Annotated in this window: 20 protein-coding genes and 1 pseudogene; 13 read left to right on the top strand and 8 right to left on the bottom strand. The window is 62.5% G+C overall.

The window, feature by feature from the left end; all coding sequences use genetic code 11:
• Window positions 1–95 precede the first annotated feature (95 nt).
• From PSH84_RS02380 to PSH84_RS02365, 4 genes are all read left to right on the top strand, one after another.
• Window positions 96–1,283 carry a Fic family protein gene (locus tag PSH84_RS02380; RefSeq protein WP_305468262.1) on the top strand — a complete coding sequence of 396 codons (1,188 nt, stop codon included), beginning with the start codon at window positions 96–98 and terminating at the stop codon, window positions 1,281–1,283.
• Between the two features lie 95 nt (window positions 1,284–1,378).
• Window positions 1,379–2,386: an AAA family ATPase gene (locus PSH84_RS02375; RefSeq protein WP_092473074.1), complete on the top strand. Its 1,008-nt coding sequence runs from the start codon at window positions 1,379–1,381 to the stop codon at window positions 2,384–2,386.
• Between the two features lie 169 nt (window positions 2,387–2,555).
• Window positions 2,556–3,887: a DUF58 domain-containing protein gene (locus tag PSH84_RS02370; RefSeq protein WP_122567099.1), complete on the top strand. Its 1,332-nt coding sequence runs from the start codon at window positions 2,556–2,558 to the stop codon at window positions 3,885–3,887.
• A gap of 467 nt (window positions 3,888–4,354) precedes the next feature.
• Window positions 4,355–4,711, top strand: a complete 357-nt coding sequence (locus PSH84_RS02365) for a DUF6124 family protein (RefSeq protein ID WP_122567100.1) — start codon at window positions 4,355–4,357, stop codon at window positions 4,709–4,711.
• A gap of 150 nt (window positions 4,712–4,861) precedes the next feature.
• On the opposite strand, the gene PSH84_RS02360 is transcribed toward PSH84_RS02365, so the two are convergent.
• Together PSH84_RS02360 and PSH84_RS02355 are read right to left on the bottom strand one after the other, a co-directional pair.
• Window positions 4,862–5,221 (bottom strand): PilZ domain-containing protein, encoded by a 360-nt coding sequence (locus PSH84_RS02360; RefSeq protein ID WP_122567102.1) that lies wholly within the window; start codon window positions 5,219–5,221, stop codon window positions 4,862–4,864.
• 280 nt (window positions 5,222–5,501) lie between these two features.
• Window positions 5,502–5,873: a tetratricopeptide repeat protein gene (locus tag PSH84_RS02355; protein WP_122567103.1), complete on the bottom strand. Its 372-nt coding sequence runs from the start codon at window positions 5,871–5,873 to the stop codon at window positions 5,502–5,504.
• A 345-nt stretch (window positions 5,874–6,218) separates the two neighbouring features.
• On the opposite strand from PSH84_RS02355, the gene pyk reads away from it, so the two are divergent.
• Window positions 6,219–7,670 carry a pyruvate kinase gene (gene pyk, locus PSH84_RS02350; protein WP_122567104.1) on the top strand — a complete coding sequence of 484 codons (1,452 nt, stop codon included), beginning with the start codon at window positions 6,219–6,221 and terminating at the stop codon, window positions 7,668–7,670.
• Between the two features lie 442 nt (window positions 7,671–8,112).
• Here the strand turns inward: pyk and PSH84_RS02345 are convergent, their stop codons facing one another.
• The 3 genes and pseudogenes from PSH84_RS02345 to PSH84_RS02335 form a co-directional block, all read right to left on the bottom strand.
• Window positions 8,113–8,862, bottom strand: coding sequence for an enoyl-CoA hydratase (locus PSH84_RS02345; RefSeq protein ID WP_305468269.1), 750 nt, complete (start codon window positions 8,860–8,862; stop codon window positions 8,113–8,115).
• A 28-nt stretch (window positions 8,863–8,890) separates the two neighbouring features.
• Window positions 8,891–9,826: an iron-sulfur-binding ferredoxin reductase gene (locus PSH84_RS02340; RefSeq protein ID WP_122567106.1), complete on the bottom strand. Its 936-nt coding sequence runs from the start codon at window positions 9,824–9,826 to the stop codon at window positions 8,891–8,893.
• Window positions 9,819–10,926 (bottom strand): annotated as a pseudogene (locus PSH84_RS02335) (GGDEF domain-containing protein). Before PSH84_RS02335 ends, PSH84_RS02340 begins: the two are co-directional and overlap by 8 nt.
• 470 nt (window positions 10,927–11,396) lie before the next feature.
• Between PSH84_RS02335 and PSH84_RS02330 the strand changes: the two are divergent.
• From PSH84_RS02330 to PSH84_RS02305, 6 genes are all read left to right on the top strand, one after another.
• Window positions 11,397–12,920, top strand: a complete 1,524-nt coding sequence (locus PSH84_RS02330) for a fumarate hydratase (protein WP_305468270.1) — start codon at window positions 11,397–11,399, stop codon at window positions 12,918–12,920.
• A gap of 502 nt (window positions 12,921–13,422) precedes the next feature.
• Window positions 13,423–15,189 carry a sensor histidine kinase gene (locus PSH84_RS02325; RefSeq protein ID WP_305468272.1) on the top strand — a complete coding sequence of 589 codons (1,767 nt, stop codon included), beginning with the start codon at window positions 13,423–13,425 and terminating at the stop codon, window positions 15,187–15,189.
• A complete protein-coding gene (locus PSH84_RS02320) occupies window positions 15,182–16,507 on the top strand; it encodes a sigma-54-dependent transcriptional regulator (protein WP_305482246.1) in 1,326 nt (441 codons plus the stop codon). The genes PSH84_RS02325 and PSH84_RS02320 overlap by 8 nt, the downstream gene beginning before the upstream one ends.
• Before the next feature lie 419 nt (window positions 16,508–16,926).
• The gene (locus PSH84_RS02315; RefSeq protein WP_305482245.1) at window positions 16,927–18,246 is read left to right on the top strand and encodes an MFS transporter; all 1,320 of its coding nucleotides are present in this window, start codon (window positions 16,927–16,929) and stop codon (window positions 18,244–18,246) included.
• Between the two features lie 300 nt (window positions 18,247–18,546).
• On the top strand, window positions 18,547–19,086 hold the full coding sequence (locus tag PSH84_RS02310) for a heme utilization protein (RefSeq protein WP_305468275.1): 540 nt from the start codon (window positions 18,547–18,549) through the stop codon (window positions 19,084–19,086).
• Between the two features lie 290 nt (window positions 19,087–19,376).
• Window positions 19,377–19,997, top strand: a complete 621-nt coding sequence (locus PSH84_RS02305; protein ID WP_122567111.1) for a flavin reductase family protein — start codon at window positions 19,377–19,379, stop codon at window positions 19,995–19,997.
• 172 nt (window positions 19,998–20,169) lie between these two features.
• Here PSH84_RS02305 and PSH84_RS02300 read toward each other — a convergent pair whose 3' ends face one another.
• Together PSH84_RS02300 and PSH84_RS02295 are read right to left on the bottom strand one after the other, a co-directional pair.
• A complete protein-coding gene (locus PSH84_RS02300) occupies window positions 20,170–20,400 on the bottom strand; it encodes a hypothetical protein (protein ID WP_305471269.1) in 231 nt (76 codons plus the stop codon).
• 43 nt (window positions 20,401–20,443) lie between these two features.
• On the bottom strand, window positions 20,444–20,797 hold the full coding sequence (locus tag PSH84_RS02295) for a putative quinol monooxygenase (RefSeq protein ID WP_122567112.1): 354 nt from the start codon (window positions 20,795–20,797) through the stop codon (window positions 20,444–20,446).
• A 327-nt stretch (window positions 20,798–21,124) separates the two neighbouring features.
• On the opposite strand from PSH84_RS02295, the gene PSH84_RS02290 reads away from it, so the two are divergent.
• Window positions 21,125–22,054: an AraC family transcriptional regulator gene (locus PSH84_RS02290; protein WP_305482244.1), complete on the top strand. Its 930-nt coding sequence runs from the start codon at window positions 21,125–21,127 to the stop codon at window positions 22,052–22,054.
• Window positions 22,055–22,195: 141 nt separating this feature from the next.
• Here PSH84_RS02290 and PSH84_RS02285 read toward each other — a convergent pair whose 3' ends face one another.
• Window positions 22,196–23,827: a 5-guanidino-2-oxopentanoate decarboxylase gene (locus PSH84_RS02285; RefSeq protein ID WP_305468278.1), complete on the bottom strand. Its 1,632-nt coding sequence runs from the start codon at window positions 23,825–23,827 to the stop codon at window positions 22,196–22,198.
• Between the two features lie 146 nt (window positions 23,828–23,973).
• On the opposite strand from PSH84_RS02285, the gene PSH84_RS02280 reads away from it, so the two are divergent.
• Entirely contained in the window at window positions 23,974–24,855 is an 882-nt protein-coding gene (locus tag PSH84_RS02280) for a LysR substrate-binding domain-containing protein (protein WP_305482243.1), read from the top strand.
• Window positions 24,856–24,881: the final 26 nt, after the last annotated feature.

Here is a 24,881-nt window from a genome sequence, read left to right as displayed (position 1 = left end):
TAGAAATTACGGGCTTTACAGACCATTTTATTTTCCGCATAAATTTCCGCAGGAATTACCCAAAAAAAGTCGTTTGCGCTCGCCGGAAGCAAATAATGATCACTTCAAAAACGTACCTTGACCCCGTACTGCCAGAAAACCTGCCCGACTCGATCATTCAGGCCGCGGATCAGTTGCCGCGCAAGGCAGCCTTTCTTGCCGGACGGCTGGCCGATGAGACATCCAGGCAACTGGCGGGCCTGCTGCGCATCACCAATACCTACTACTCGAATCTGATCGAAGGGCATCGAACCGAGATCGCCGACCTCCAGATTGCTCGCACGACACCAAAACGGGAAAGAAAAGAGCTCAAAGAGCTTGCCGTGCAACACATGACGCAGCAGGAGGTGATGGAGCGGCTGCTTCGCATGCGGCCAGCGGACAATTTCTCTGCCATGTTCGATCCCAAGTTGATCGCCGCCATCCATCGTCGACTGTTCAAGGATGCTTCCACGCAGGAACTGACCTTGGGCGATGGTCGCATGATGGAACCCGGCAGACTGCGGGCCGAAGAGAACGAACAGGTTCAAGTCGGCGCGCATATCGCTCCTGCGGCTGCCGCTGTATTGCCCATGCTTGAGCATCTGCAGTTGCACTACGGACGAATCAGGGATCCGCGACGGCAATTGATCGCTGCCCTGGCAGGCCATCACCGAGTGGCGCTTGTTCACCCCTTCCTTGACGGCAATGGTCGGGTGATTCGGATGCTCACCCACCTGCAACTGGTTCACCTCGGGCTAAAACCTTTCCTCTGGTCACTGTCTCGTGGCCTGGCGCGCAGGCAAGATGAGTACTATCGCTTCCTGGCTCTGGCTGATCGCCCTCGCGAGGGTGACTATGACGGGCGCGGCCAACTCTCACAGCGTCACTACTTCAACTTCATCGAATTCATGCTCGATGTCTGCCACGACCAGATTGAATACATGACGACCTCGCTAAACCCAGCCAAGCTGCGCGAGCAGGTTGTTCATGTGTTTTCAACCGATCCCGACCTTCGCCGTGCCGGCATCAGGCCCACCAGCGCGGCTGCCGTGCTGGCGCTTCTCACCCAAGGTGCGATGCCGCGTGCGGAGTTCAAGGTGTTCACAGGTTTGAAGGATCGGCTTGCGACGGAGGAACTGAGCCGCTTGATCGAAGCGGGGATCGTGGTAAGCAGTACCCCCAGATCCCGTACAGTGGAAGCGGGTTTGCCCGCACGCTTCGCCGGGCTGATCTTTCCCAACCTGCATTTCCAAATGGGCTAAGGTGTGCCGGCGACTCAGTTGTCACTGCCCGGCACTGAAGGATGAAAGAGTTAGATCACGCGTAATAGGATTTAACCGTTAGGAGAACGCAAGAATTGACGACTGAACAGAACGAACCTACCGACGGCCAGGCCCATGCCGCCCAACAGCGCCAGCGCGCCAGTCAGTTGGCCCAGGCCATCCGCACCGAGCTGCGCAAGGCGGTGGTCGGCCAGGCCAGCGTGATCGACGATGTGCTCACGGCGCTGATCGCCGGCGGCCACGTGCTGCTCGAAGGCGTTCCCGGGCTGGGCAAGACTTTGCTGGTGCGAGCCCTGGCCCGCTGTTTCAACGGCGAGTTCGCGCGCATCCAGTTCACCCCCGACCTGATGCCCAGCGACGTCACCGGGCACGCGGTGTATGACTTGCAGACCGAGCAGTTCAAGTTGCGCAAGGGGCCGGTGTTCACCAACCTGCTGCTGGCCGACGAGATCAACCGCGCACCGGCCAAGACCCAGGCCGCACTGCTCGAAGCCATGCAGGAGCGCCAGGTCACCCTCGAAGGCCGTGCCCTGCCCATCAGCCAGCCGTTCATGGTGCTCGCCACCCAGAACCCCATCGAACAGGAAGGCACCTACCCGCTGCCGGAAGCCGAGCTCGACCGCTTCATGCTCAAGGTGCGCATGGACTACCCGGACGCCGACCAGGAGCTGGACATGGTGCGCCAGGTCAGCCGCTCGACCCGCGCCGACATGCTCGACGTGCAACCGCTGCGCATGGTGCTGCAGGCCAAGGACGTGCAAGCGTTGCAACGCATCGCCAGCGACCTGCCGATGGACGACCAGGTGCTCGACTACGCCGTGCGCCTGGCTCGCACCACCCGCAGTTGGCCGGGCTTGACCCTCGGCGCCGGGCCTCGCGCGTCGATTGCACTGGTCCGTTGCGCCCGGGCGCGGGCGTTGTTGCGCGGCGGCGAGTTCGTGGTGCCGGACGACATCAAGGGCTGCGCCCTGGCCGTGCTGCGCCATCGCGTACGCCTGGCGCCGGAACTGGACATCGAAGGGCTGTCGGTGGACCAGGTGCTGGGGCAACTGCTCGATCAAGTGCCGGCGCCGCGGTTGTGAATAACACCAGCATGATAAGGGAATTTATGTGGGAGCAAGGCTTGCCCGCGATGGAAGCGACGCGGTCTCGCAGAAATCGAGGTGCCTGTTTCGCGAGCAAGCTTTGCTCCCACATGAGTCCCCTCTGCACAAAAGCTCGCTCTGCATTTCTTCCAAAGGGCATGCACCGATGAAACCCTCCCGCCTGCTGCTGACCTGGCTCGCCCTGTTGCTGGCCGTGAGTATCGTGCTCGGTGCACTGCGGGCATTGGGTATCGCGGTGCCATCGACGCTGCTGTCGATCAACTGGGGGTTACTGCTGGCCTTGCTGGCCCTGGCACTGCTCGACGCGGTGCGCGTCAGGCGCCTGCCCTCGCCCCGGGTGCAACGGCAGATGCCCGGGAGCCTGGCCCTGGGCCGCTGGAGCGACGTGCGGTTGGACATCAGCCATGACGTTGCACAACCGTTGCACGTGCAGCTTTTCGATCATGTACCCGATGGCCTGGACTTCGAAAACCTGCCGCTGTCGGTCGAGCTGCAACCCGGCCAGCGCAGCCAGGTCGGCTACCGCCTGCGCCCGCTCAAGCGCGGTCACTTCACTTTCACCCTGTGCGAAACCAACCTGCCAAGCCCACTGGGCCTGTGGACCGACAAGCGCCTGCTGGACGCCGTCGACCACACCCGCGTCTACCCGGATTTCGCCCGGCTCTACGACGGTCAACTGCTGGCGGTAGACAATTGGCTCAGCCAGCTCGGCATTCGCCAGCGTCAACGCCGCGGCCAGGGACAGGAATTCCATCAACTGCGCGAATTTCGCGAGGGCGACAGTCTGCGCCAGATCGACTGGAAGGCCACGGCCCGCCATCGCACGCCGATTGCCCGGGAATACGAAGACGAGCGCGACCAGCAGATCATTTTCATGCTCGACTGCGGCCGGCGCATGCGCAGCCAGGACGGCGAGCTGGCGCATTTCGACCACGCCCTCAACGCGTGCCTGCTGCTCAGCTACACCGCCCTGCGCCAGGGCGATGCCGTGGGCCTGAGCACCTTCGCCAGCGAACAGTCGCGCTACCTCGCCCCAGTCAAAGGCACCGGCCAGCTCAACGTGCTGCTCAACACCGTGTACGACCTCGACAGCAGCCAACGCCCCGCCGACTACCAGGCGGCCGTCACCGAGCTATTGGCCCGGCAAAAGCGCCGGGCCCTGGTGGTGCTGGTGACCAACCTGCGGGATGAGGACGACGCGGACCTGCTCGCGGCCGTGAAACGGCTGGGGCAACAACATCGGGTGCTGGTGGCCAGCCTGCGGGAAGAAGCCCTTGATCGGTTGCGCCAGGCACCGGTGCAAACCCTGCCGCAGGCCTTGGCCTATTGCGGGACGGTGGACTATTTGAATGCCCGGGCCGAGCTGCACAAGCAGCTGGCGGCCCACGGCGTCCCGGCCCTGGATTCACGCCCCAGTGAGTTGGGCGCGGACCTGGTGACCCAATACCTGGCCTGGAAAAAGGCCGGGACGGCCTAGAGCTGATCACTTAATAAAAGCGATGAACCCGTGGCGAGGGAGCTTGCTCCCGCTGGGCTGCGCAGCAGCCCCTTTTGGGGAGCGCTTCGCACTGGAGCGACACCCCGGTCATGCGGGACCGTCTAGGACCTACAGCGAGCCGGCAAAACTCCGGCTGACTACAGCGCCTTGCGCAACGGACTACAGATCCGCCAGAATCCGCCGGCTTGTGCGCTTTGACGTCGCCCCGTAACTTGATTCGCGTCGCTGATATCCAGCGATCGGGTTTAGTCGCCCGGTGGTAAAAACGATGTGCACACGCGTCCTTCAGTCGGGTTCCCCTATCCCCGCACTTGATGGTGGCTGTGCGCAGGGCGCCCTCGGGCGCGCCGGGCTTCGTTTTTCCACCGGTCGACTAACCTGCGTCCAGCCGCCACCCCTCGTTTAGTCGCGAACAGAGTGGCTGCTCCAATCACGGAAAAACGACTATGTTCAAGCAAACACCAAATCCTCCGCACACAGCCCCAGAAACCCTCGACCCCGAAAAGCTCGACGAAGCTGCTCAAAGAGCCCTCGACTACTACCTCAAGCCCAACCACGGCCAACCCGATAAAAAACCATACAAACAACCGGACTACTTCATCGTCGCCCCCGACGCCGACCCCGAAGGCATGCTCGCGCACACTTACGAAACCTTCTGCTCGGTGAGCACGCTGATCCTGGATTTATCGGAAGACCTCGAAGGCGCCCCACGCAACCTGGCCCTGGCGATTCACCAGATGGGCGAGATGGGGGTGTTGTTGCTGGAGAAGATGCTGGATAACGAAACGAGGGTTCAGCGCTGAAGGCCGAATGATCTGTAAGAAATGGGATAAATGACAACCCTGTGGGAGCGAGCTTGCTCGCGATAGCGGTGGGTCAGCTTGCAGCAATGCTGAATCTACCGCCGCCATCGCGAGCAAGCTCGCTCCCACAAAGTCAGTGCCCCGCCATGCTCAAGCCGACGCGGGCAACGGATAAAAACAGAAATACTGCCGCAACGCGCTCACCAACTCCCCATAGTCCGGTGGCGCCCACAACAAGCTGAACCCGGCGTCGAAATGCTGAGGGGTCACGTCTTCATGACACCACAGGCACCTGGCTTTCAGCTTGATGTTTTGCTGCGGCCCTTCGTCGGCGGGAATTTTCAGGTGCAGGTCAAATTCCGCACCGACCATCAACGGCAGAGGGCTGATCAGCATCAGCCCATTGTCAGAAACATTGCCCAAAAAGCCGATAGGCCTGTCGTTGATTCCGTTGAACACTTTGAGGAAATACGGCAACTGATGCCGTTCGATCCGACGCTCTTTGTACATGTCTTGTATCGCTTTTCTAGCGGCCACGTACAGGGCCTACCGATCACTTCGGAACGAACCCAAGCGAGCCCGCTCTCCCCAATCCCGGTGCCAGACGCTATCAACCGTCTTGAGCCTACTTCTGCCGGTCTCAGGTGCTTCTATAAAGTAGAGATCTTGCTCTAACTACGACTTGTACAAATATAGCCCAAGGTGGGATGACAACCAGTCTCATGTATTGATTTTCATAAACATGACAGGCAGAGGTGGCCAGGATTGCGCCTGGCCACCGTAGAGCGGGTCAAGACGAAGGGCGGATCGCCGACGCACTGCGGGTCGGGTAATGACCCAGGCTCTGCAAAGTTTCGAGCCGAGCGCGGGCGCGGAACGCGTATTCGCTGTTAGGGTATTGGGTGATGATGAACTGGTAGGTCTGCGCCGCATCGATAAACAGCTTCTGCCGTTCCAGGCACTGGCCGCGCAGCATCGAGACTTCCGGCTGCATGTAGCGGCGGGCGCGACTGGCGCGGTCGACCTTGGACAGTTCGAGCATGACCTGCTCGCAATTGCCACGGTCATAGGCTTTGTAGGCCAGGTTCATGTGGTGGTTCATCGACCAACGGGTGCAGCCCGTGACGCTCAGGGCCAGGGCAACAAAAAGCACGAATCGCATGGGAGGTTCTCCTGTCTTGAGCTCTGTATCGACCTGGGCCAGAAAATCTTCAGCCCGAAAATGGGCCGGGCGCCGCCCCTCTGGCAAGGGGAATGATGAACGGTGGGAACAGGGATGTGAATGAAGGCCCTGTGGGAGCAAGGCTTGCCCGCGATGGCGCACTCAAGATCGCCATCGCGAGCAAGCTGTGCTCCCACAGGTCATTCCATCGCAGTTCTTCCAAGGCGCAAAAATTTTCAGGAATGTTCATTTCGAAAAACAAACGAAAAAGTAGTGCATATGAACAATGACTACACCCAAAGAGCATAGTAGCCTTCGCTGGCGCTTGAACTTGAGGAGTCTTGCATGTCCGTCCGTCGCACCAAAATCGTCGCTACCCTTGGCCCGGCCAGTAATTCGCCGGAAGTTCTCGAACAGCTGATTCTGGCTGGCCTGGACGTTGCCCGTCTGAATTTCTCCCACGGCACTCCCGAAGAGCACAAGGCTCGTGCCAAGCTGGTACGCGACCTCGCCGCCAAGCACGGCCGCTTCGTTGCCCTGCTGGGTGACCTGCAAGGCCCGAAGATCCGCATCGCCAAATTCGCCAACAAGCGCATCGAGCTGAAGATCGGTGACAAATTCACCTTCTCCACCAGCCATCCGTTGACCGAAGGCAACCAGCAAGTGGTCGGCATCGACTACCCGGACCTGGTCAAGGACTGCGGCGTGGGCGACGAACTGCTGCTCGACGACGGTCGCGTGGTGATGCGTGTCGAGACCGCCACCGCCACCGAACTGAACTGCATCGTGACCATCGGCGGCCCGCTGTCGGACCACAAGGGCATCAACCGTCGCGGTGGTGGCCTGACCGCTCCGGCCCTGACCGAGAAAGACAAGGCCGACATCAAGCTGGCCGCGGAAATGGAAGTCGACTACCTCGCCGTGTCCTTCCCCCGTGACGCCGCCGACATGGAATACGCCCGTCAACTGCGCGACGAAGCCGGCGGCACCGCCTGGCTGGTGGCCAAGATCGAACGCGCCGAAGCCGTGGCCGACGACGAAACCCTCGATGGCCTGATCAAGGCGTCCGACGCGGTGATGGTGGCCCGTGGCGACCTCGGCGTGGAAATCGGCGACGCCGAGCTGGTGGGCATCCAGAAGAAAATCATTCTGCACGCACGCCGTCACAACAAAGCGGTGATCGTCGCGACCCAGATGATGGAGTCGATGATCCAGAACCCGATGCCGACCCGCGCCGAAGTGTCCGACGTAGCCAACGCCGTGCTCGACTACACCGACGCCGTGATGCTCTCGGCCGAGAGCGCCGCCGGCCTCTACCCGCTCGAAGCGGTGCAGGCCATGGCGCGTATCTGCATCGGTGCTGAAAAGCACCCGACCAGCAAGACCTCCAGCCACCGCATCGGCAAGACCTTCGAGCGCTGCGACGAGAGCATCGCCCTGGCAACGATGTACACCGCCAACCACTTCCCGGGCGTGAAGGCGATCATCGCCCTGACCGAAAGTGGCTACACGCCGCTGATCATGTCGCGCATCCGTTCCTCGGTGCCGATCTACGCGTTCTCCCCGCACCGTGAAACCCAGGCTCGTGCGTCCATGTTCCGTGGCGTCTACACCGTGCCGTTCGACCCGGCCGCCCTGCAACCGGGCGAAGTCAGCCAGGCGGCGGTGGATGAGCTGGTCAAGCGCGGCGTGGTGCAGACTGGCGACTGGGTCATCCTGACCAAGGGCGACAGCTACCACACCATCGGCGGCACCAACGGGATGAAGATCCTGCACGTTGGCGACCCGATGGTCTGAGTGACCAAGCGCTGAAAAACAAAAGCCCTGCCATGTGAATGGTGGGGCTTTTTGGTTTTTGCCTGCAAAAAATGTGGCGCTTGGACTGGCCCCATCGCGAGCAAGCTCGCTCCCACATTTTGGACTGCGTACCCATCTCACCTGTGGGAGCGCGCTTGCTCGCGAAGGCGTCAGCCCATTCAAAATGGATGCAAGCTGACCCACCGCTTTCGCGAGCAAGCTTTGCTCCCACATTTTGGACTGCGTACACATCTCACCTGTGGGAGCGGGCTTGCTCGCGAAGGCGTCAGCCCATTCAAAATGGATGCAAGCTGACCCACCGCTTTCGCGAGCAAGCCCGCTCCCACAGGGGTCTTGTGTTGGACACATTATTCATGAACACCACAGATCTACTGTGGGAGCGAGCTTGCTCGCGATAGAGCCGGGCCAGGCACCACAAAACTCAATGCCTGTTGATAAATCCCGACAACGCCTCTAGCGCCTCGGGCGAGCGCAGGCGTTGGGTGAACAGCTTGCCCTCTTCTTCAATCACCTTGCGCAACAGTTCCCGGTCCGGCGCTTTCATCAGTTGCTTGCTGATGCGCACCGCATCAGACGGCAGCGATTCGAAGCGCAACGCCACCTCCCGCGCCTTGGCCAATGCCGCTTCACCGCTGTCCAGCGCTTCGGTGGCAATGCCCCACGCAACCGCCTGTTCGCCACTGAAGCCCTCGCCCAACAGCAGCAATTGCGCAGCCCTGGCCTGACCCAGCAGCCGCGGCAGAATCAGGCTGGAGCCAAACTCCGGGCACAGCCCCAGGTTGACGAACGGCATGCGCAGCCGCGCGTCCCGGCTGACGTAGACCAGGTCACAATGCAGCAGCAACGTGGTGCCGATGCCCACCGCGGGCCCAGCCACGGCGGCGATCACCGGTTTACGACAATCGAGCAGGCTGAGCATGAACTGGAACACCGGGTTATCGAGGTCGTTGGGTGGCTGTTCGAGGAAGTCGACGATGTCGTTGCCGGCGGTGAAGCAATCGCTGGAACCGCTGAGCAGCACCGCGCGAACCTGCGGGTCGCTGTCCGCCACCGCCAGGGCTTGGGCCAATTGACTGTACATGGCCCGGGTCAGGGCGTTTTTCTTTTCCGGGCGGTTCAAGCGCACGGTCAGCACGCCGCGTTCACGGTCGAGCAACAGGGTTTCGGTCATGATCGGTCTCGCGTCTGGAAATCAGCGCTCAACCACGGGGCAGGAAGACGTCGGCCAGCAGTTGATTGCGCGGCAAGCCAGCCAGGTACAAACGCTTGGCAAAGGCCTCGACCCGGTCGGGATGGCCGCAGAGTAAGGCTTGGGTTTGCCGGGAAACAAGCCGCAGTTGCGCCAAGGCGGGCGGCGCCTCGGCCGCGGTCAGCAGCTCCACCGAGAGGTTTTCATGCTTGGCCGCTAGCGCCGCCAGGGGTTTGGCCAGGTAATGCCCGGCCGCGTCATGGGCCACGTGAATAAGGCGAATCGCGCCTTGGTGATGCTGGCGCAAAGCTTCGCGCAACAAGCCGAACAGCGGCGCCAGACCCGTGCCGGCGGCGAGCAGCCACAGCGGCCTGGCGTGCCAGTCGGGGTCATAGTGCAAAGCGCCGCCACGCAGTTCGCCCAGGCGGATCGGGTCGCCGGCCTTCATCTGCCGGGCCGCCTCGATGAACTGGCCGGGCTCGCGACAATCGAGGTGGAACTCCAGAAAACGGTCTTCTTCGGGCAAGCTCGCCAGGGAATACGGCCGGGCCACGTCTCCGGCCCACAGCACCAGATGCTGCCCGGCCCGATACCGCAGCGGCCGCTCGGGGGTGACGCGCAAGCGCAGCACCTCACCGCCCAGCCAATCCACAGCCGCCACCTGGGCGCCCTGGCCATCGCGTTGCGGGTCGAAGGTGTGGATCTGCACATCCTCGACCACCTGGCATTGGCAGGCCAGCCGCCACCCCTGGTCGCGCTGTGTCGGGCTCAAGGCGTCGGGCCGGCTGTCACGCACATCGCCCCCCACGCATTGCACCAGGCAGGCGTGGCAGCTCCCGGCGCGGCAACTGTAGGGCACCGCCACGCCAGCGCCGTTCAAGGCGTCCAGCAGGTTGCTGCCGGCCGCCACCGTCCATCGCCGGCCAGCGACTGTCAGTTCAGGCATCGACGTTCTCCCAGGCGGCGGCGCAACGATTGCGGCCGTCTCGCTTGGCACGGTACAGGGCCTGGTCGGCACGCTGCAACGCGTTGTCCAGGTCATCGCCCATGTCCAGCATCGTCATGCCCGCCGACAGGCTGAGGGCGCCGACCTGCAGGCCGATCAACTCGACTTCGGTGAATGCCAGCCGCAGCCGCTCGCAACAGGCCGTCAGACGCTGGGGATCGCAAGCGGGCAACAACATGACGAATTCCTCGCCGCCATAGCGGGCCAGTACATCGCCCTCGCGCAGGCACGCCGTGGCGACTGCGGCAAACGCCTGCAGCACCTGGTCGCCAGCGGCGTGGCCGTGCAGGTCGTTGATGCGTTTGAAATGGTCGAGGTCGATCAAGGCCAGGCCATGGGCGACGCCGGGCCTGAGGGTGTTGAGTTCGCGCGAAGCCAGGCGCAGGAAGTGCCGGCGATTGAACAGCCCGGTCAATTCATCAGTGGCCACCAGGTCTTCGAGCTGGCGCATCATGCCGCGCAAGGTGTCCTGGTGCGCCTGCAAGGCAAATCGCCGCTGACGCATGCGCTGGCGTGAGGTCTGGACGTAGCGGGCGTAAAACACCAGCCACACCAGCACGAGAAACAGCACGGCCACCTGCAACCCGGCCAGGGTGGGATCGGGAAGCCTGAAGAAGTAACCGTCCCAGAGGGTAATCGCGGTGAAGCTGATGAACACCAGTGACGCGCAGCGCACAAAGGCCCGGCGTGACAGGTGGAACAGCCCGAACAGCAGGATCAGCACATAGAACACCAGGAACACGCCCCGGGCCTGGTCCAGGTGCGCCATCATCCAGGTCTGCCAGCCCAGGCCGATCAACACCTGGACTTCGGTGAGGCTGGGGTCGGCGAAACGCAGGTTGCGGTCGGTGATAAACAGCGCGAACAACCCGGCCTGGCACAGCACGACCAACACGCTGCCGATGATGGCACCGCGCAACGAATCCAGGTAATGCCCACTGAAAAATGCCAGCCACAACAAAACCAGTGCCAGCGCGTACGTCGCGGCCGCCAAAGCGAAGCGTTTCAGCAAAAGACGTTTGAATGGCGTTATGGGTCAATCGTTGACTCACCATGGGAAAGGAAACTGACAGGAGGCGTCCTACGCTACAGGCCAGACGCCACTTTAGTGGCGTGTAGGACAAATGACCATTCAATTCTGGAGCAGAAAAATGGCGTCAAAGCAATGGCCCAGATTGACGCAGTTGTTTGATGCTGGCAGGTGACCCTGTGGCGAGGGGATTTATCCCCCGCTGGGCTGCGAAGCAGCCCTGAAAGTCAGTCAACTCGGTGTGTCAGGGTGTTCGCCTTCAGTCATTTTGGGGCTGCTTCGCAGCCCAGCGGGGATAAATCCCCTCGCCACAAAGGCAGCTCGCTCCCACAGGGTGCCGGCCTGCGATATACTGCCGCGCCTTTTTAGCGTCGCGCCAGCATGCCCGGCGTGCCTTATAGAGGTGCCGCCCGTCGACCGATGCACCCAAGCGGCCGGCACCTTATTGAATGTTCCCGTCTTTAGAGAGGAGCGCGACTCATGACCGTGATCAAGCAAGATGACCTGATACAGAGCGTTGCCGACGCCCTGCAGTTCATTTCCTACTACCACCCCGTGGATTTCATCCAGGCGATGCACGAAGCCTACCTGCGCGAAGAATCGCCGGCGGCCCGTGACTCCATGGCGCAGATCCTGATCAACTCGCGCATGTGCGCCACCGGCCATCGGCCGATCTGCCAGGACACCGGCATCGTGACCGTGTTCGTGCGCGTGGGCATGGACGTGCGTTGGGATGGCGCGACCATGGGCCTGGACGACATGATCAACGAGGGCGTGCGTCGCGCCTACAACCTGCCGGAAAACGTCCTGCGTGCCTCCATCCTCGCCGACCCGGCAGGCGCACGTAAAAACACCAAGGACAACACCCCGGCGGTCATCCACTACTCCATCGTCCCGGGCAACACCGTGGAAGTGGACGTGGCGGCCAAGGGCGGCGGCTCCGAGAACAAGTCGAAGATGGCCATGCTCAACCCGTCCGATTCCATCGTCGACTGGGTGCTGAAAACCGTTCCGACCATGGGCGCCGGCTGGTGCCCACCGGGCATGCTCGGCATCGGCATCGGCGGCACCGCCGAGAAAGCCGCGGTGATGGCCAAGGAAGTCTTGATGGAGTCCATCGACATCCACGAACTCAAGGCCCGCGGCCCGCAGAACCGTATCGAAGAGATGCGCCTGGAGCTGTTCGAGAAGGTCAACCAACTGGGCATCGGCGCCCAGGGCCTGGGTGGCCTGACCACCGTGCTCGACGTGAAGATCATGGACTACCCGACCCACGCCGCCTCCCTGCCGGTGTGCATGATCCCCAACTGCGCCGCCACCCGTCACGCCCACTTCGTGCTGGACGGCACGGGCCCGGCGTCGCTGGAAGCGCCACCGTTGGACGCCTACCCGGAAATCGTCTGGGAAGCCGGCCCGTCGGCCCGTCGCGTCAACCTCGACACCCTGACGCCGGAAGACGTGCAGAGCTGGAAGCCGGGCGAAACCGTGTTGCTCAACGGCAAGATGCTCACCGGCCGCGACGCGGCGCACAAGCGCATGGTCGAGATGCTGAACAAGGGTGAAACCTTGCCGGTGGACCTCAAGGGCCGCTTCATCTATTACGTCGGCCCGGTCGACCCGGTAGGCGAAGAAGTCGTCGGCCCTGCTGGTCCGACCACCGCCACGCGGATGGACAAGTTCACCCGCCAGATCCTCGAGCAGACCGGCCTGTTGGGCATGATCGGCAAATCCGAGCGCGGCCCGACCGCCATCGAAGCGATCAAGGACAACAAGGCTGTCTATCTGATGGCCGTCGGCGGTGCTGCTTACCTGGTGGCTCAGGCGATCAAGAAATCCAAAGTCCTGGCGTTCGCCGAACTGGGGATGGAAGCGATCTACGAGTTCGAGGTCAAGGACATGCCGGTGACTGTCGCCGTAGACAGCAAGGGCGAGTCGGTGCACATCACGGGTCCTGCCATCTGGCAGAAGAAGATCAGCGACAGCCTGGCGGTCGAAGTGCAGTAACAGGCATTTTGGCGCAGTGAAAAAGGCCGGTGGGGCGACAAGTCCACCGGCCTTTTTTGTGCGCACAGAAACCAGCCACAACGGTTTGTATCCAGCATTCAAGTAAAACTGACCCGCCGCTATCGCGAGCAAGCTCGCTCCCACAGGGGATAAGCGGTGAATTGAGGTGCTGTGGTCACCTGGGTCCCAGTGTGGGAGCGAGCTTGCTCGCGATGGCGGTGGGTCAGCCGACATCAATGTTGAATGTGCCGGCGTCTTCGCGAGCAAGCCGCTCCCACAGGGGATAAGCGGTGAATTGAGGTGCTGTGGTCACCTGGGTCCCAGTGTGGGAGCGAGCTTGCTCGCGATGGCGGTGGGTCAACCGACATCGATGTTGGATGTGCCGACGTCTTCGCGAGCAAGCCCGCTCCCACACTGGTCATGGGCAGGCTCAAGTACATGATCGCTCAAAGCAACCGCCATGCTATCGTGCCCGCCCGACTTTCCACTGGTTTACGCCAGCATGCTGCCGACCACCCGTACCTTGCGTCTGTCGTTGTACACCTTGCTGATCCTCACCGGCGCGGCGGTTGCCGCCACCCTCGCCGTGCGCCACGCCGAACGCGTGGCCTTGGAAGAGGACGCCAGCCGGGCCAGCCAACAGTTGGCGCTGTACGCCAACTCGTTGCACACCCTGATCGAACGCTACCGTGCCCTGCCCGCTGTGCTGGCGCTGGATCCGGAGTTGCGCTCGGCCCTCAAGGGGTCGGTCAGTGCGACGCAGCAGGACGCGTTGAACCGCAAGCTCGAACAGATCAATGGCGCCGCCCAGTCATCCACCCTGGAATTGCTCGACCACACAGGCCTGGCCGTCGCGGCTAGCAACTGGCGCCTGCCCAGCAGCTATGTCGGGCACAACTATGGTTTCCGTCCCTATTTCCTCCAGACCCGCACCCAGGGCACCGGGCGGTTTTATGCGGTGGGCGTGACCAGCGGCATCCCGGGGTATTTCCTCTCCAGCGCCGTGACCGGCGACAACGGCGAGTTCCTTGGCGCGATGGTGGTGAAGCTGGAGTTTCCGGAGCTGGAACGCGAATGGCGCCAGGGCAGCGACACCCTGCTGGTCAGCGATGCCCGGGGCATCATCTTCATCGCCAATCGCCCAGGCTGGCGTTATCGCCACTTGCAGCCGCTGACCGACAGCGACCGTGCCGAACTCAAGGCCACCCGCCAATACGACAAACAACCGTTGCAACCCCTGGCCTATGAACCGCTGCGACGCTTCGATGACAATAGCCATTTGGCCCGGGTCGAGGCCCCCGATGGCTCGGCGGACTACCTGTGGGAATCCTTGCCGTTGAGCGCCGAAGGCTGGACCCTGCACTTGCTGCGTCGCCCACAGATCGCCTTCGAGGACCTGCGCAACGCCGGGCTTGCCGCCGCCGGGTTGTGGCTGACGCTGGTGTTCCTGTTGCTGTTTCTCAACCAACGCTGGCGCCTGGCAAGGTTGCGCCAGCGCAGCCGCGAAGAGCTGGAACGGCTGGTGGAGGAGCGCACCCGGGATCTGCGCACCGCCCAGGACGGCCTGGTGCAATCGGCCAAGCTGGCGGCGTTGGGGCAGATGTCGGCGGCCCTGGCCCATGAAATCAACCAACCCTTGACCGCCCAGCGCATGCAATTGGCAACCCTGCGCTTGCTGCTGGATCACGGTCGGGTCGATGACGCCTACAAGGCCCTCAAGCCGGTGGACGACATGCTGACCCGCATGGCCGCCCTCACCGGCCACTTGAAGACGTTCGCCCGCAAAAGCCCCAGCGGCCTGCGCGAACGCCTGGACCTGGCGGCGGTGGTGGACCAGGCCCTGCAACTGCTGGACACGCGCCTGCGCGACGAACAGGTCAGCACCGTGTTGCACCTGACCCGCCCGGCGTGGGTGCGCGGCGATGCGATCCGCCTCGAACAAGTGTTGATCAACCTGTTGCGCAACGCCCTCGACGCCATGGCCGACCAACCCATCAAGCGCCTGGAAGTACGCCTGGAAGCCGATGAGCAATTGTGGCGCCTGAGCGTCAGCGACAGCGGCACCGGGATCGCCGAGGAACACCTGGCCCAGGTGTTCGATCCGTTTTTCACCACCAAGGCCGTGGGCGATGGCCTGGGCCTCGGGCTGGCGGTTTCGTTTGCAATCATCCATGAGTCCGGCGGGCGCCTGAGCGCGGACAACCACGAGCACGGCGCGGTATTCTGCGTGACCTTGCCCATCGATCAGGAGGCGCAACTGCATGCTTGATTCAGTCATGGTCGTGGATGACGAAGGCAGCATTCGCAGTGCCGTCGAGCAATGGTTGAGCCTGTCGGGGTTCCAGGTGCAACTGTTCAGCCGCGCCGACGAATGCCTGGCCCGGTTGCCGGAGCATTTCCCCGGAGTAATCCTCAGCGACGTGCGCATGCCCGGCCTCAGCGGCCTGGAGCTGCTGGCCGAAGTACGCCGCCGCGATCCGGACCTGCCGGTGATCCTGTTGACCGGCCACGGTGACGTGCCCATGGCCGTGGAGGCCATGCGCGACGGCGCCTACGACTTCCTGGAAAAACCCTTCAGCCCCGAAGCCCTGCTCGGCAGCCTGCGTCGGGCCCTGGACAAGCGCACCCTGGTCCTGGAAAACCGCCGCCTGCATGAACAGGCCGACGCCCGGGCCCGGCTCGATGGCACGCTGCTGGGGGTGTCCCGTGCCCTGCAAAACCTGCGGCGCCAGGTGCTGGACCTGGCGGCACTGCCGGTCAACGTCTTGATCCGCGGCGAGACCGGCAGCGGCAAGGAACTCGTCGCCCGCTGCCTGCACGACTTCGGCCCGCGGGCGAGCAAACCCTTCGTCGCGTTGAACTGCGCAGCCATTCCCGAGCCGCTGTTCGAGGCGGAGCTGTTCGGCCACGAAAGCGGCGCCTTCACCGGTGCCCAAGGCAAGCGCATCGGCAAACTCGAATACGCCGACGGCGGTACGCTGTTTCTCGACGAAATCGAAAGTATGCCCCTGGCCCAGCAGGTCAAGTTGCTGCGGGTGTTGCAGGAGAAGAAACTCGAACGCCTGGGTTCCAACCAGAGCATCCAGGTGGACCTGCGCATCATCGCCGCCACCAAGCCCGACCTGCTGGACGAAGCCCGGGCCGGACGCTTTCGCGAAGACCTGGCCTATCGCTTGAACATCGCCGAGCTCCGCCTGCCGCCGCTGCGCGAACGGCGCGAGGACATTCCCCTGCTGTTCGAACACTTCACCCATCACGCCGCCGAACGCCTGGGCCGCCCCGCTGCGCCCCTGAGCGGTCCGCAGTTGAGCCATCTGCTCAGCCACGACTGGCCGGGGAACGTGCGGGAACTGGCCAACGTCGCCGAGCGCCAGGTGTTGGGGCTGGATCAACTGCCCGTCCTGGAGACGGAGCCGGGCCAGTCCCTCGCGGCCCAGCAGGAAGCCTTCGAAGCCCAGTGCCTGCGCGCCGCCCTGACTCGGCACAAAGGCGATGTGAAAGCCGTGCTAGAAGAACTGCAACTGCCACGCCGCACCTTCAATGAAAAGATGCAGCGACATGGCTTGAATCGGGAGATGTTTTTGTAGGGCCCGCTGAATTTGCTGTGTCTGTACCGGCCTCATCGCGAGCAAGCTCGCTCCCACAGGGTGATGTGTACGCCGGACGAATGTGGGAGCGGGCTTGCTCGCGAAGGCGTCGAGTCAGTCGGTATTGAATGGGCTGACACACCGCTTTCGCGAGCAAGCCCGCTCCCACAGGTTGATGTGTACGCCGGACAAATGTGGGAGCGAGCTTGCTCGCGATAGGGCCGCCACAGACGAAGAATCTCTCCCCGCATAAGCGGATTACCGCCCACACACCCAGCCACAATGAGCGGATTTCCGCTCACGCAACGCCCCGCCCCCCTCTAAACCGGCCCTCCGCCACCTGGCACAGCTCCTGCTATAGCCCTGTCAGGCTGCGTTCCCACGCGCTCCACAAAAACAATTAAACGAAGGATCCTTCAATGGACAACTCCAACGCCCTGCCCATTGGGTCGGCTGCCGTGCCCGCCCGTGAAAGAACCACCGCCAGCCGGATCAAATCGATCTTCAGCGGCTCGGTCGGCAACATGGTCGAGTGGTATGACTGGTACGTCTACGCCGCATTCTCGTTGTACTTCGCCAAAGTCTTCTTCCCCAAGGGCGACACCACCGCCCAATTGCTCAACACTGCAGCGATCTTCGCCGTGGGCTTCCTGATGCGCCCGATCGGCGGCTGGTTGATGGGCCTGTACGCTGACCGCGCCGGTCGCAAACGTGCGTTGATGGCCTCGGTGTACCTGATGTGCTTCGGCTCGCTGATCATCGCCTTGAGCCCGAGCTACGAAACCATCGGCGTCGGCGCGCCGATCCTGCTGGTGTTTGCCCGCCTGCTCCAAGGTCTGTCGGTGGGTGGCGAGTACGGCACCTCGGCGACCTATCTGAGCGAGATGGCGACCAAGGAACGTCGCGGCTTCTTCTCCAGCTTCCAGTACGTGACCCTGATCTCCGGCCAGCTCATCGCCCTGGGCGTGCTGATCGTGCTGCAACAATTCCTCACCACCGAGCAACTGTATGCCTGGGGCTGGCGCATCCCGTTCGCCATCGGCGCGCTGTGTGCGGTGGTGGCGCTGTACCTGCGTCGCGGCATGGAAGAAACCGAGTCGTTCACCAAGAAGGAAAAAGCCAAGGAAAGCGCGATGCGCACCTTGATGCGCCATCCCAAGGAACTGTTGACCGTGGTCGGCCTGACCATGGGCGGCACCCTGGCGTTCTACACCTACACCACCTACATGCAGAAATACCTGGTGAACACGGTCGGCATGAGCATCTCCGACTCCACCACCATTTCCGCCGCCACGCTGTTCCTGTTCATGTGCCTGCAACCGGTGATCGGCGGGCTGTCGGACAAGGTCGGGCGCCGGCCGATCCTGATCGCCTTCGGCATCCTCGGCACCCTGTTCACCGTACCGATCCTCACCACCCTGCACACCATCCAGACCTGGTGGGGCGCGTTCTTCCTGATCATGGCGGCGCTGATCATCGTCAGCGGCTACACCTCGATCAACGCCGTGGTGAAAGCCGAGTTGTTCCCTACCGAAATCCGCGCCCTGGGTGTGGGCCTGCCCTATGCACTGACCGTGTCGATCTTCGGCGGCACCGCTGAATACATCGCCCTGTGGTTCAAGAGCATCGGCATGGAAACCGGTTACTACTGGTACGTGACGGCCTGCATCGCCGTGTCGCTGCTGGTGTACATCACCATGAAAGACACCCGCAAGCATTCGCGGATCCTGACCGACTGACCTCCAAGGTCGTACAAACAAAAGGGGCGAACCTGACAGGTTCGCCCCTTTTTTTCGTTCCATGTCTAAAGATTTATCCGACATTAATCTCTGGTTAATGCCTCCCCTCCATCCTCATCCTCAACAGAACGCCATTCGATATGCCGGTAAGGGATCTCATTGACCGTTCTACGGCAACTGACAACATATCGATTAAATAGATTTGTTTTAGCCATTTTTTGCGCTTTTTAATCAAATTAACGAGCGTAATATGAACTCCACACCCAAGGCGCTAACGCCAAAACATTCTGGAGCACGACCATGAAAACCAAACTGATCATCGCCCTGACCCTGTCCGTACTGGCCGCCAATACTTTTGCTGCCGATGGTTTCGACCGCACCAGCTCGGCCATCGCCGCTGATGGTTACGACCGTACTGGCGCTGCCACCCTCGCTGCCGATGGCTTCGATCGCACTAACGGCGCAATCGCTGAAGATGGTTTCGACCGCACCAACGGCGCTACCGTCGCTGAAGATGGTTTCGACCGCACCAACGGCGCCCTCGCTGCCGACGGTTTCGACCGCACCAACGGCGCCCTCGCTGCCGACGGTTTCGACCGCACCAACGGTGCCCTCGCTGCCGACGGTTTCGACCGCACTAACGGTGCCCTCGCTGCCGACGGTTTCGACCGCACCAACGGCGCCCTCGCTGCCGACGGTTTCGACCGCACTAACGGTGCCCTCGCTGCCGACGGTTTCGACCGCACTAACGGTGCCCTCGCTGCCGACGGTTTCGACCGCACTAACGGTGCCCTTGCTGAAGATGGCTTCGACCGCACCAACACTGCTGCCATCAGCTAATCCGATCACCACACCCTCACAGCCCGGCTTCGGCCGGGCTTAGTTGTTTTTGGGGTAAGTGAACCCCCCATGGCTATAACAGCGGAGCACGACTTGTCTGGTTTCAGAGATCCAATGTGGGAGCGAGCTTGCTCGCGATAGCGGTGTTTCAGTCGACAACGATGCTGACTGACCCACCGCTATCGCGAGCAAGCTCGCTCCCACAGGGTTCCAAGGGTGCTGACAAAAACAGTGGGGCCCTGCACTATCTTCAAATCCCTTTAAACTCCCTCGCAGGATCCTCTCCAGCCATGCCCGAAGATATCCACTTCTACGAACCCGCCAATGGCCACGGCCTGCCCCACGATCCATTCAACGCCATCGTCGGCCCGCGCCCCATCGGCTGGATTTCGTCCCAGGATGGCGAAGGCCGCTTGAACCTGGCGCCCTATAGCTTCTTCAACGCCTTCAATTACATTCCACCGATCATTGGATTCTCCAGCGTCGGGCGCAAAGACAGCCTGAACAACATCGAACAGACCGGTGAATTCGCCTGGAACCTGGCCACCCGCCCGCTCGCCGAACAGATGAACCAGAGCTGCGCGATGGTCGCGCCAGAGGTCAACGAGTTCGAACTGGCGGGTTTGACGACCGCCCCGTCACGGGTGATCCAGGTGCCGCGTGTGGCCGAAAGCCCGGTGTCCTTCGAATGCAAGGTCACGCAGATCATTCAATTGCAGCGGGCGGACAAAGGGCTGGTGCCGAGCTGGCTGATCCTCGGCGAAGTGGTCGCCGTGCATATCGCCCAGTGGCTGTTGAAGGATGGGGTGTACGACACCGCCGCCGCCGAGCCGATCTTACGCGGGGGTGGGCCGGCGGATTATTTCCAGCTGGGGCCTGAGGCGTTGTTCAAGATGCATCGTCCAAAGTAGGAGCAACGCGATCCCCTGTGGCGAGGGGATTTATCCCCGTTGGGCTGCGAAGCGGCCCCCCAAACAGTCACCTCAATCTATCTGAGCTACCGAGTTGGCAGGTTTTAGGGCTGCTTCGCAGCCCAGCGGGGATAAATCCCCTCGCCACAAAAGCAATCCCTTCTATGCTGGTTTACCAGACCAACCTGCCCTCGTCGTCGACCCCCTTTAGACGGGTCAACCGCATGGCAGCCGCAGCGTCGGCCTCGGCAGCAGTCTTGAAGGTCTGCTTTTCAAGCACCTTGTTGAAGCGCGGCGCACCTGAGCCGCCGATGGCCTTGGTGGCAATGGCGGCATGGTAGCCGCCTTCCGTGGGAACAACAGCAGAAACAGCTTCAAACGTTTCAAAGGCTTTACGTGCCATGTCTTGTGCATCCCGGCGGTGGAAAATGACGGTCATTAAACCTTCAACCGGCCAGTTTGTGTACCTGCGCCCGGCACCCTTCGGTCGCCTGGGCGGCGGAGACTTCCCGGAAGGTGTGGAAATCCAGGCTGCTCACCACCAGGTCCTGCACCAGCTCGGCGAAAATCGCCATGGCCGGTGAATTGAAGTAGGCGTCCATCGACGGCTGGTTAACCCAGAGCCCGGACACCAGCCACAAATCAGCGTCGCATTGCGATTGCTGCAAGGCAAAGTGCAGGCAACCGGGTGCCTGGCGCGAAGGCGCGATCAGCGTGCTCAGGCGTGCCCCCAGTTGCTTGGAGCACCCGCCGCGGGCCCGGACGAAAGCCATGTGGCTGACGGGGATCTGTGTAGTCATGTTCAACCCTCCCAGGTAATCCGTTGTGCAGCCGGGGACAGGCTGCGACAGGATCAAAGGTTAAGCGCCACGCCGCCAGCTTCGTTAGTCGATTCCTGCCGACCCATTGCACAATCCTGCGCACCCGCCGCACAGAATCCGCCATCGATCCCGTTGCAACTCGAGAAGTTGAAACAAAAGGTTTCAAGCAAGTTTCGCCAGCGTTGCACCGTCATGGCCCATTACGCCGTGCAGGATCAGGCAAGCTTTCAACAGGATGTTGCTACCGCTGCGCCTTGCACAAACATAAGCTTTGCTCATCGCTCCCTATCGCCTGAGGATCCCGGCATGTCGCCACTCGATCACGCCCACGTCCCGCTGGGCACGTACCTGGAACAACAGCGCGCCGAACTCGCGTCGATCATCGACCGCAACACCAGCGAAGACGGCAGCTACGCCACGGCCATCGGCTCGCTGCACCTGTCGCGGCACAGCCAGCCGCACAGATTCGCCCCGGTGCTGGCGCAACCGGCGCTGTGCATCATGGCCCAGGGCAGCAAGCAGGTGTGCCTGGCGGACGAGTCGTTCCAATACGACCCGCTCCATTACCTGGTGGTCTCGGTCTCGATGCCGCTCAGTGGCTGCATCACCGACGTTTCGGCCGGCCAGCCGGTCCTGGCCCTGCGCCTGGACATCGACCCGACGGAAATTACCGCGTTGATCGCCGATGCCGGCCCCTTGGGCGTGCCGACCCGCCCCGCCGGGCGCGGGCTGTATATCGAGCGCCTGGACACGCCGATGCTCGACGCCGTGCTGCGTCTGGCACGGCTGCTGGACACGCCGAAAGACATCGCCATGCTCGCGCCTCTGGTGCGCCGGGAAATCCTCTATCGCCTGCTGCGCAGTCCGCAAGGCTATCGGCTGTATGAAATCGCCATCGCCAACAGTCAGAGCCATCGCATCAGCCAGGCGATCAAATGGCTCAACGGCCATTTCGAACAGCCGCTGCGTATCGATGACCTGGCCCGGGAAGTGAACCTCAGCGTCTCGACCCTGCATCACCGCTTCAAGGCCATGACCGCCATGAGCCCGTTGCAATACCAGAAGCAACTGCGCCTGCAGGAAGCCCGCCGGCTGATGTTGGCCGAGGGGCTGGAAGCCTCGGCGGCGGGGTATCGGGTGGGTTATGAAAGCCCTTCGCAGTTCAGCCGCGAGTACAGCCGGTTGTTCGGTGCGCCGCCGTTGCGGGATCTGGCGCGGTTGCGGATGACCGTTTGAGCTGGGTTTTGTGTTGGGTGGGCCGGCCTCATCGCGAGCAAGCTCGCTCCCACATTGGGTCTGTTGTGAACAAAGAATCTGTGTTCACTGAAGATCCCCTGTGGGAGCGAGCTTGCTCGCGATGGGGCCAATAAAAACACCTCAACACTTCGCTGTCCAAACACCCTGGTCAATCTCAATCAATGTCGGCCCCTGCCGCTCACGGGCCGCCAGCAACGCAGCTCGCAGTGACGGCACATCCTCGATGGCTTGGGCAAAGCAGCCCAAGGCCTTGGCGACACCGATGAAATCCGGGGTATAGATGTCCACGCCTACCGGTTCGATGGCGCGGTTGAGCATGTATTTCTTGATCTCTTCGTAGCCCTGGTTATTCCACAGCAGCACGATCACTGGCGTGCGCGCTTCCACGGCGCTGGCCAGTTCCGGCAAGGTGAACTGCAACCCGCCGTCGCCGATCAGGCACACCACCGCGGGGCGGCAGTGACCCAGGTCCTTGCCGCCGAGCCAGGCGCCGATGGCCGCCGGCAACGCGTAGCCGAGGGTGCCGTAGCCGGTGGAGGCATTGAACCAGCGGCGCGGCTGATCCGGGTTGAAGGTCAGGTTGCCGGTGTACACCGGTTGCGTGGAGTCACCAACAAACACCGCCTCCGGTAGCGTCTGCAAGACCGTGTCGAGAAACAAGGTCTGGGCCCGGGTCGCGGCGTCCCAACTGCCTTGAAGCTCCGCGCGCAACCGAGCGGCACGCGCCGGCCCCCAATCGGCGTGACGCTCGGCCAAGGGGTGCCGGTCCAATTCATCGAGCAAAGCCCGGGCGGCGACACGGGCGTCGGCCACCAGGGCCAAGTGCGGCGGGTAATTGCGCACGGTCTGGTCCGGGTCGATGTCGATACGCAGCAGCGCACCGGGAATCTCGAAGCCGCCGGCGAAGGTAATGTCGTAATCGGTCTCGGCCAGTTCAGTGCCGATGGCCAGCACCACATCCGCCTCGGCCACCAACGCACGGGTGGCCACCAGGCTCTGGGTAGAGCCGATCAGCAACGGATGGCGCGCAGGCAGCAGGCCTTTGGCATTGATGGTCAACGCCACGGGCGCGCCGAGCCGTTCGGCCAGTTCGGTCAATTCAGCCGCTGCGTCGATGGCTCCGCCACCGGCCAGGAACAAAGGCCGTTTGGCCGATGCCAGCTTTGCAGCCATTTGCGCTACGGCACTCGGTGCGGCACCGGCGCGGCTGATGTTCACCGGCACGCTAGCGAGTAAGGCATCGGCGTCTTCAACCAAAACATCCAACGGAATTTCAATGTGCACCGGCCGCGGGCGCCCGGCCTGGAACACCGCGAACGCTCGGGCCAGCACGCCGGGCAACTCGGCGGCGGACATCAGCGTGTGGGAAAACGCCGCGACACCGCCCACCAATGCAGACTGGTTCGGCAGTTCATGCAGCTTGCCGCGTCCACCGCCCAACTGGCTGCGCGACTGTACGCTGGAGATCACCAGCATCGGGATCGAATCGGCGTAGGCCTGGCCCATGGCGGTGGTGATGTTGGTCATGCCGGGGCCGGTGATGATGAAACACACGCCGGGTTTGCCGCTGACCCGGGCGTAGCCGTCGGCCATGAAGCCTGCGCCCTGCTCATGACGCGGCGTCACATGGCGGATGCTGGAACGGGCCAGTCCACGGTACAGCTCGACGGTATGCACGCCGGGAATGCCGAACACCTGCTCCACACCATAACCTTCGAGTAACTTGACCAATACTTCGCCGCACGTCGCCATTGCCATCGCCTTTTTTCTTGTCTTGGACAGAGCCCTGCGGGGCCCTTTTTGTCCTTGGAGTGGCGTTATTGGAACGGGCGAGGCGTGGCGACAACAATGGATAAAAAGTCATACTAGCCATGTCCTCACGTCATGGCTTGATCGAAATGAAACGACTCCCCCCGTTGCCAGCGCTGCACGCGTTTCTGATCACGGCCCAATGCTGCAACTTCACCCGGGCCGCCGAACAACTCCACATCACCCAGGGTGCGGTGAGCCGGCAGATCGCCGGGCTGGAAGATCATTTGGGTTATGCCTTGTTCCAGCGCCAGGCCCGCGGCTTGAGCCTGACCGCCGAGGGCCAGGCGTGGCTGCCACGGGTGCAGCAAGTGTTCAGCCTGATCGGCGAAGCGGTCGAGCAGATCGGCGAGAAGCGCCAGACCCTACAGCTCAAGGCCCCGACCTGTGTGATGCGCTGGTTGCTGCCGCGCCTTTTGCAATGGCAAAAGGAACGGCCGGACGTGCCGGTGGAACTGACCACCACCGTCAGGCACGGGGTGGATTTCCAGCGCGAAGCGTTCGACGCCGCGGTGGTCTATGGCCCACCACCGGACTCCGCGCTGGCATGCCTGCACCTGTTCGATGAACAACTGACGCCCGTCTGCTCCCGCCCGGTCCTGGAAGGTGCGGTGCCGCTGCATGAACCCGCCGACTTGCAACACCACCTGTTGTTGCACCCGGCCCTTGACGAGCGCGACTGGAACGCCTGGCTGGCGGCGGCCGATGTGCACTTGAACCAGGTCAACAAGGGCCAGCACTTCGAAACCCTGGACCTGGCGATGTCCATGGCCTCCCAGGGCACCGGCGTGGCGATTGGCGACTGGGCGCTGATCGGCGACGACCTGAGCGCCGGCCGGCTGGTGATGCCGTTCGAGTTGAAGGTCAAGACCGGGCTGGGCTATCACCTGGTGCACCCACGTAAACCCGAGGCGTCGGGGCCGTTGCAGGAGTTGATGGGGTGGTTGGTGGAGCAGGCACGGGCGCGGTAGCAACGTCACAGCAAGCCCCTGTGGGA

Origin of the sequence: Pseudomonas beijingensis (assembly GCF_030687295.1) — a bacterium.
Taxonomy (GTDB): domain Bacteria; phylum Pseudomonadota; class Gammaproteobacteria; order Pseudomonadales; family Pseudomonadaceae; genus Aquipseudomonas; species Aquipseudomonas beijingensis.
Note: the sequence above shows the minus strand (reverse complement) of the source record. Positions and strands in the feature narration are given on the sequence as shown.

What these genes read in the sequence shown, in the direction of transcription:
- PSH84_RS02330 (WP_305468270.1), top strand. Translation starts at nt 11,397, where the DNA reads ATGACCGTGATCAAGCAAGATGACCTGATACAGAGCGTTGCCGACGCC.
- PSH84_RS02295 (WP_122567112.1), bottom strand. Translation starts at nt 20,797, where the DNA reads ATGACTACACAGATCCCCGTCAGCCACATGGCTTTCGTCCGGGCCCGC.
- pyk (WP_122567104.1), top strand. Translation starts at nt 6,219, where the DNA reads ATGTCCGTCCGTCGCACCAAAATCGTCGCTACCCTTGGCCCGGCCAGT.
- PSH84_RS02285 (WP_305468278.1), bottom strand. Translation starts at nt 23,827, where the DNA reads ATGGCGACGTGCGGCGAAGTATTGGTCAAGTTACTCGAAGGTTATGGT.
- PSH84_RS02325 (WP_305468272.1), top strand. Translation starts at nt 13,423, where the DNA reads ATGCTGCCGACCACCCGTACCTTGCGTCTGTCGTTGTACACCTTGCTG.
- PSH84_RS02345 (WP_305468269.1), bottom strand. Translation starts at nt 8,862, where the DNA reads ATGACCGAAACCCTGTTGCTCGACCGTGAACGCGGCGTGCTGACCGTG.
- PSH84_RS02315 (WP_305482245.1), top strand. Translation starts at nt 16,927, where the DNA reads ATGGACAACTCCAACGCCCTGCCCATTGGGTCGGCTGCCGTGCCCGCC.
- PSH84_RS02380 (WP_305468262.1), top strand. Translation starts at nt 96, where the DNA reads ATGATCACTTCAAAAACGTACCTTGACCCCGTACTGCCAGAAAACCTG.
- PSH84_RS02310 (WP_305468275.1), top strand. Translation starts at nt 18,547, where the DNA reads ATGAAAACCAAACTGATCATCGCCCTGACCCTGTCCGTACTGGCCGCC.
- PSH84_RS02320 (WP_305482246.1), top strand. Translation starts at nt 15,182, where the DNA reads ATGCTTGATTCAGTCATGGTCGTGGATGACGAAGGCAGCATTCGCAGT.
- PSH84_RS02305 (WP_122567111.1), top strand. Translation starts at nt 19,377, where the DNA reads ATGCCCGAAGATATCCACTTCTACGAACCCGCCAATGGCCACGGCCTG.
- PSH84_RS02300 (WP_305471269.1), bottom strand. Translation starts at nt 20,400, where the DNA reads ATGGCACGTAAAGCCTTTGAAACGTTTGAAGCTGTTTCTGCTGTTGTT.
- PSH84_RS02365 (WP_122567100.1), top strand. Translation starts at nt 4,355, where the DNA reads ATGTTCAAGCAAACACCAAATCCTCCGCACACAGCCCCAGAAACCCTC.
- PSH84_RS02360 (WP_122567102.1), bottom strand. Translation starts at nt 5,221, where the DNA reads ATGTACAAAGAGCGTCGGATCGAACGGCATCAGTTGCCGTATTTCCTC.
- PSH84_RS02280 (WP_305482243.1), top strand. Translation starts at nt 23,974, where the DNA reads ATGAAACGACTCCCCCCGTTGCCAGCGCTGCACGCGTTTCTGATCACG.
- PSH84_RS02340 (WP_122567106.1), bottom strand. Translation starts at nt 9,826, where the DNA reads ATGCCTGAACTGACAGTCGCTGGCCGGCGATGGACGGTGGCGGCCGGC.
- PSH84_RS02355 (WP_122567103.1), bottom strand. Translation starts at nt 5,873, where the DNA reads ATGCGATTCGTGCTTTTTGTTGCCCTGGCCCTGAGCGTCACGGGCTGC.
- PSH84_RS02290 (WP_305482244.1), top strand. Translation starts at nt 21,125, where the DNA reads ATGTCGCCACTCGATCACGCCCACGTCCCGCTGGGCACGTACCTGGAA.
- PSH84_RS02370 (WP_122567099.1), top strand. Translation starts at nt 2,556, where the DNA reads ATGAAACCCTCCCGCCTGCTGCTGACCTGGCTCGCCCTGTTGCTGGCC.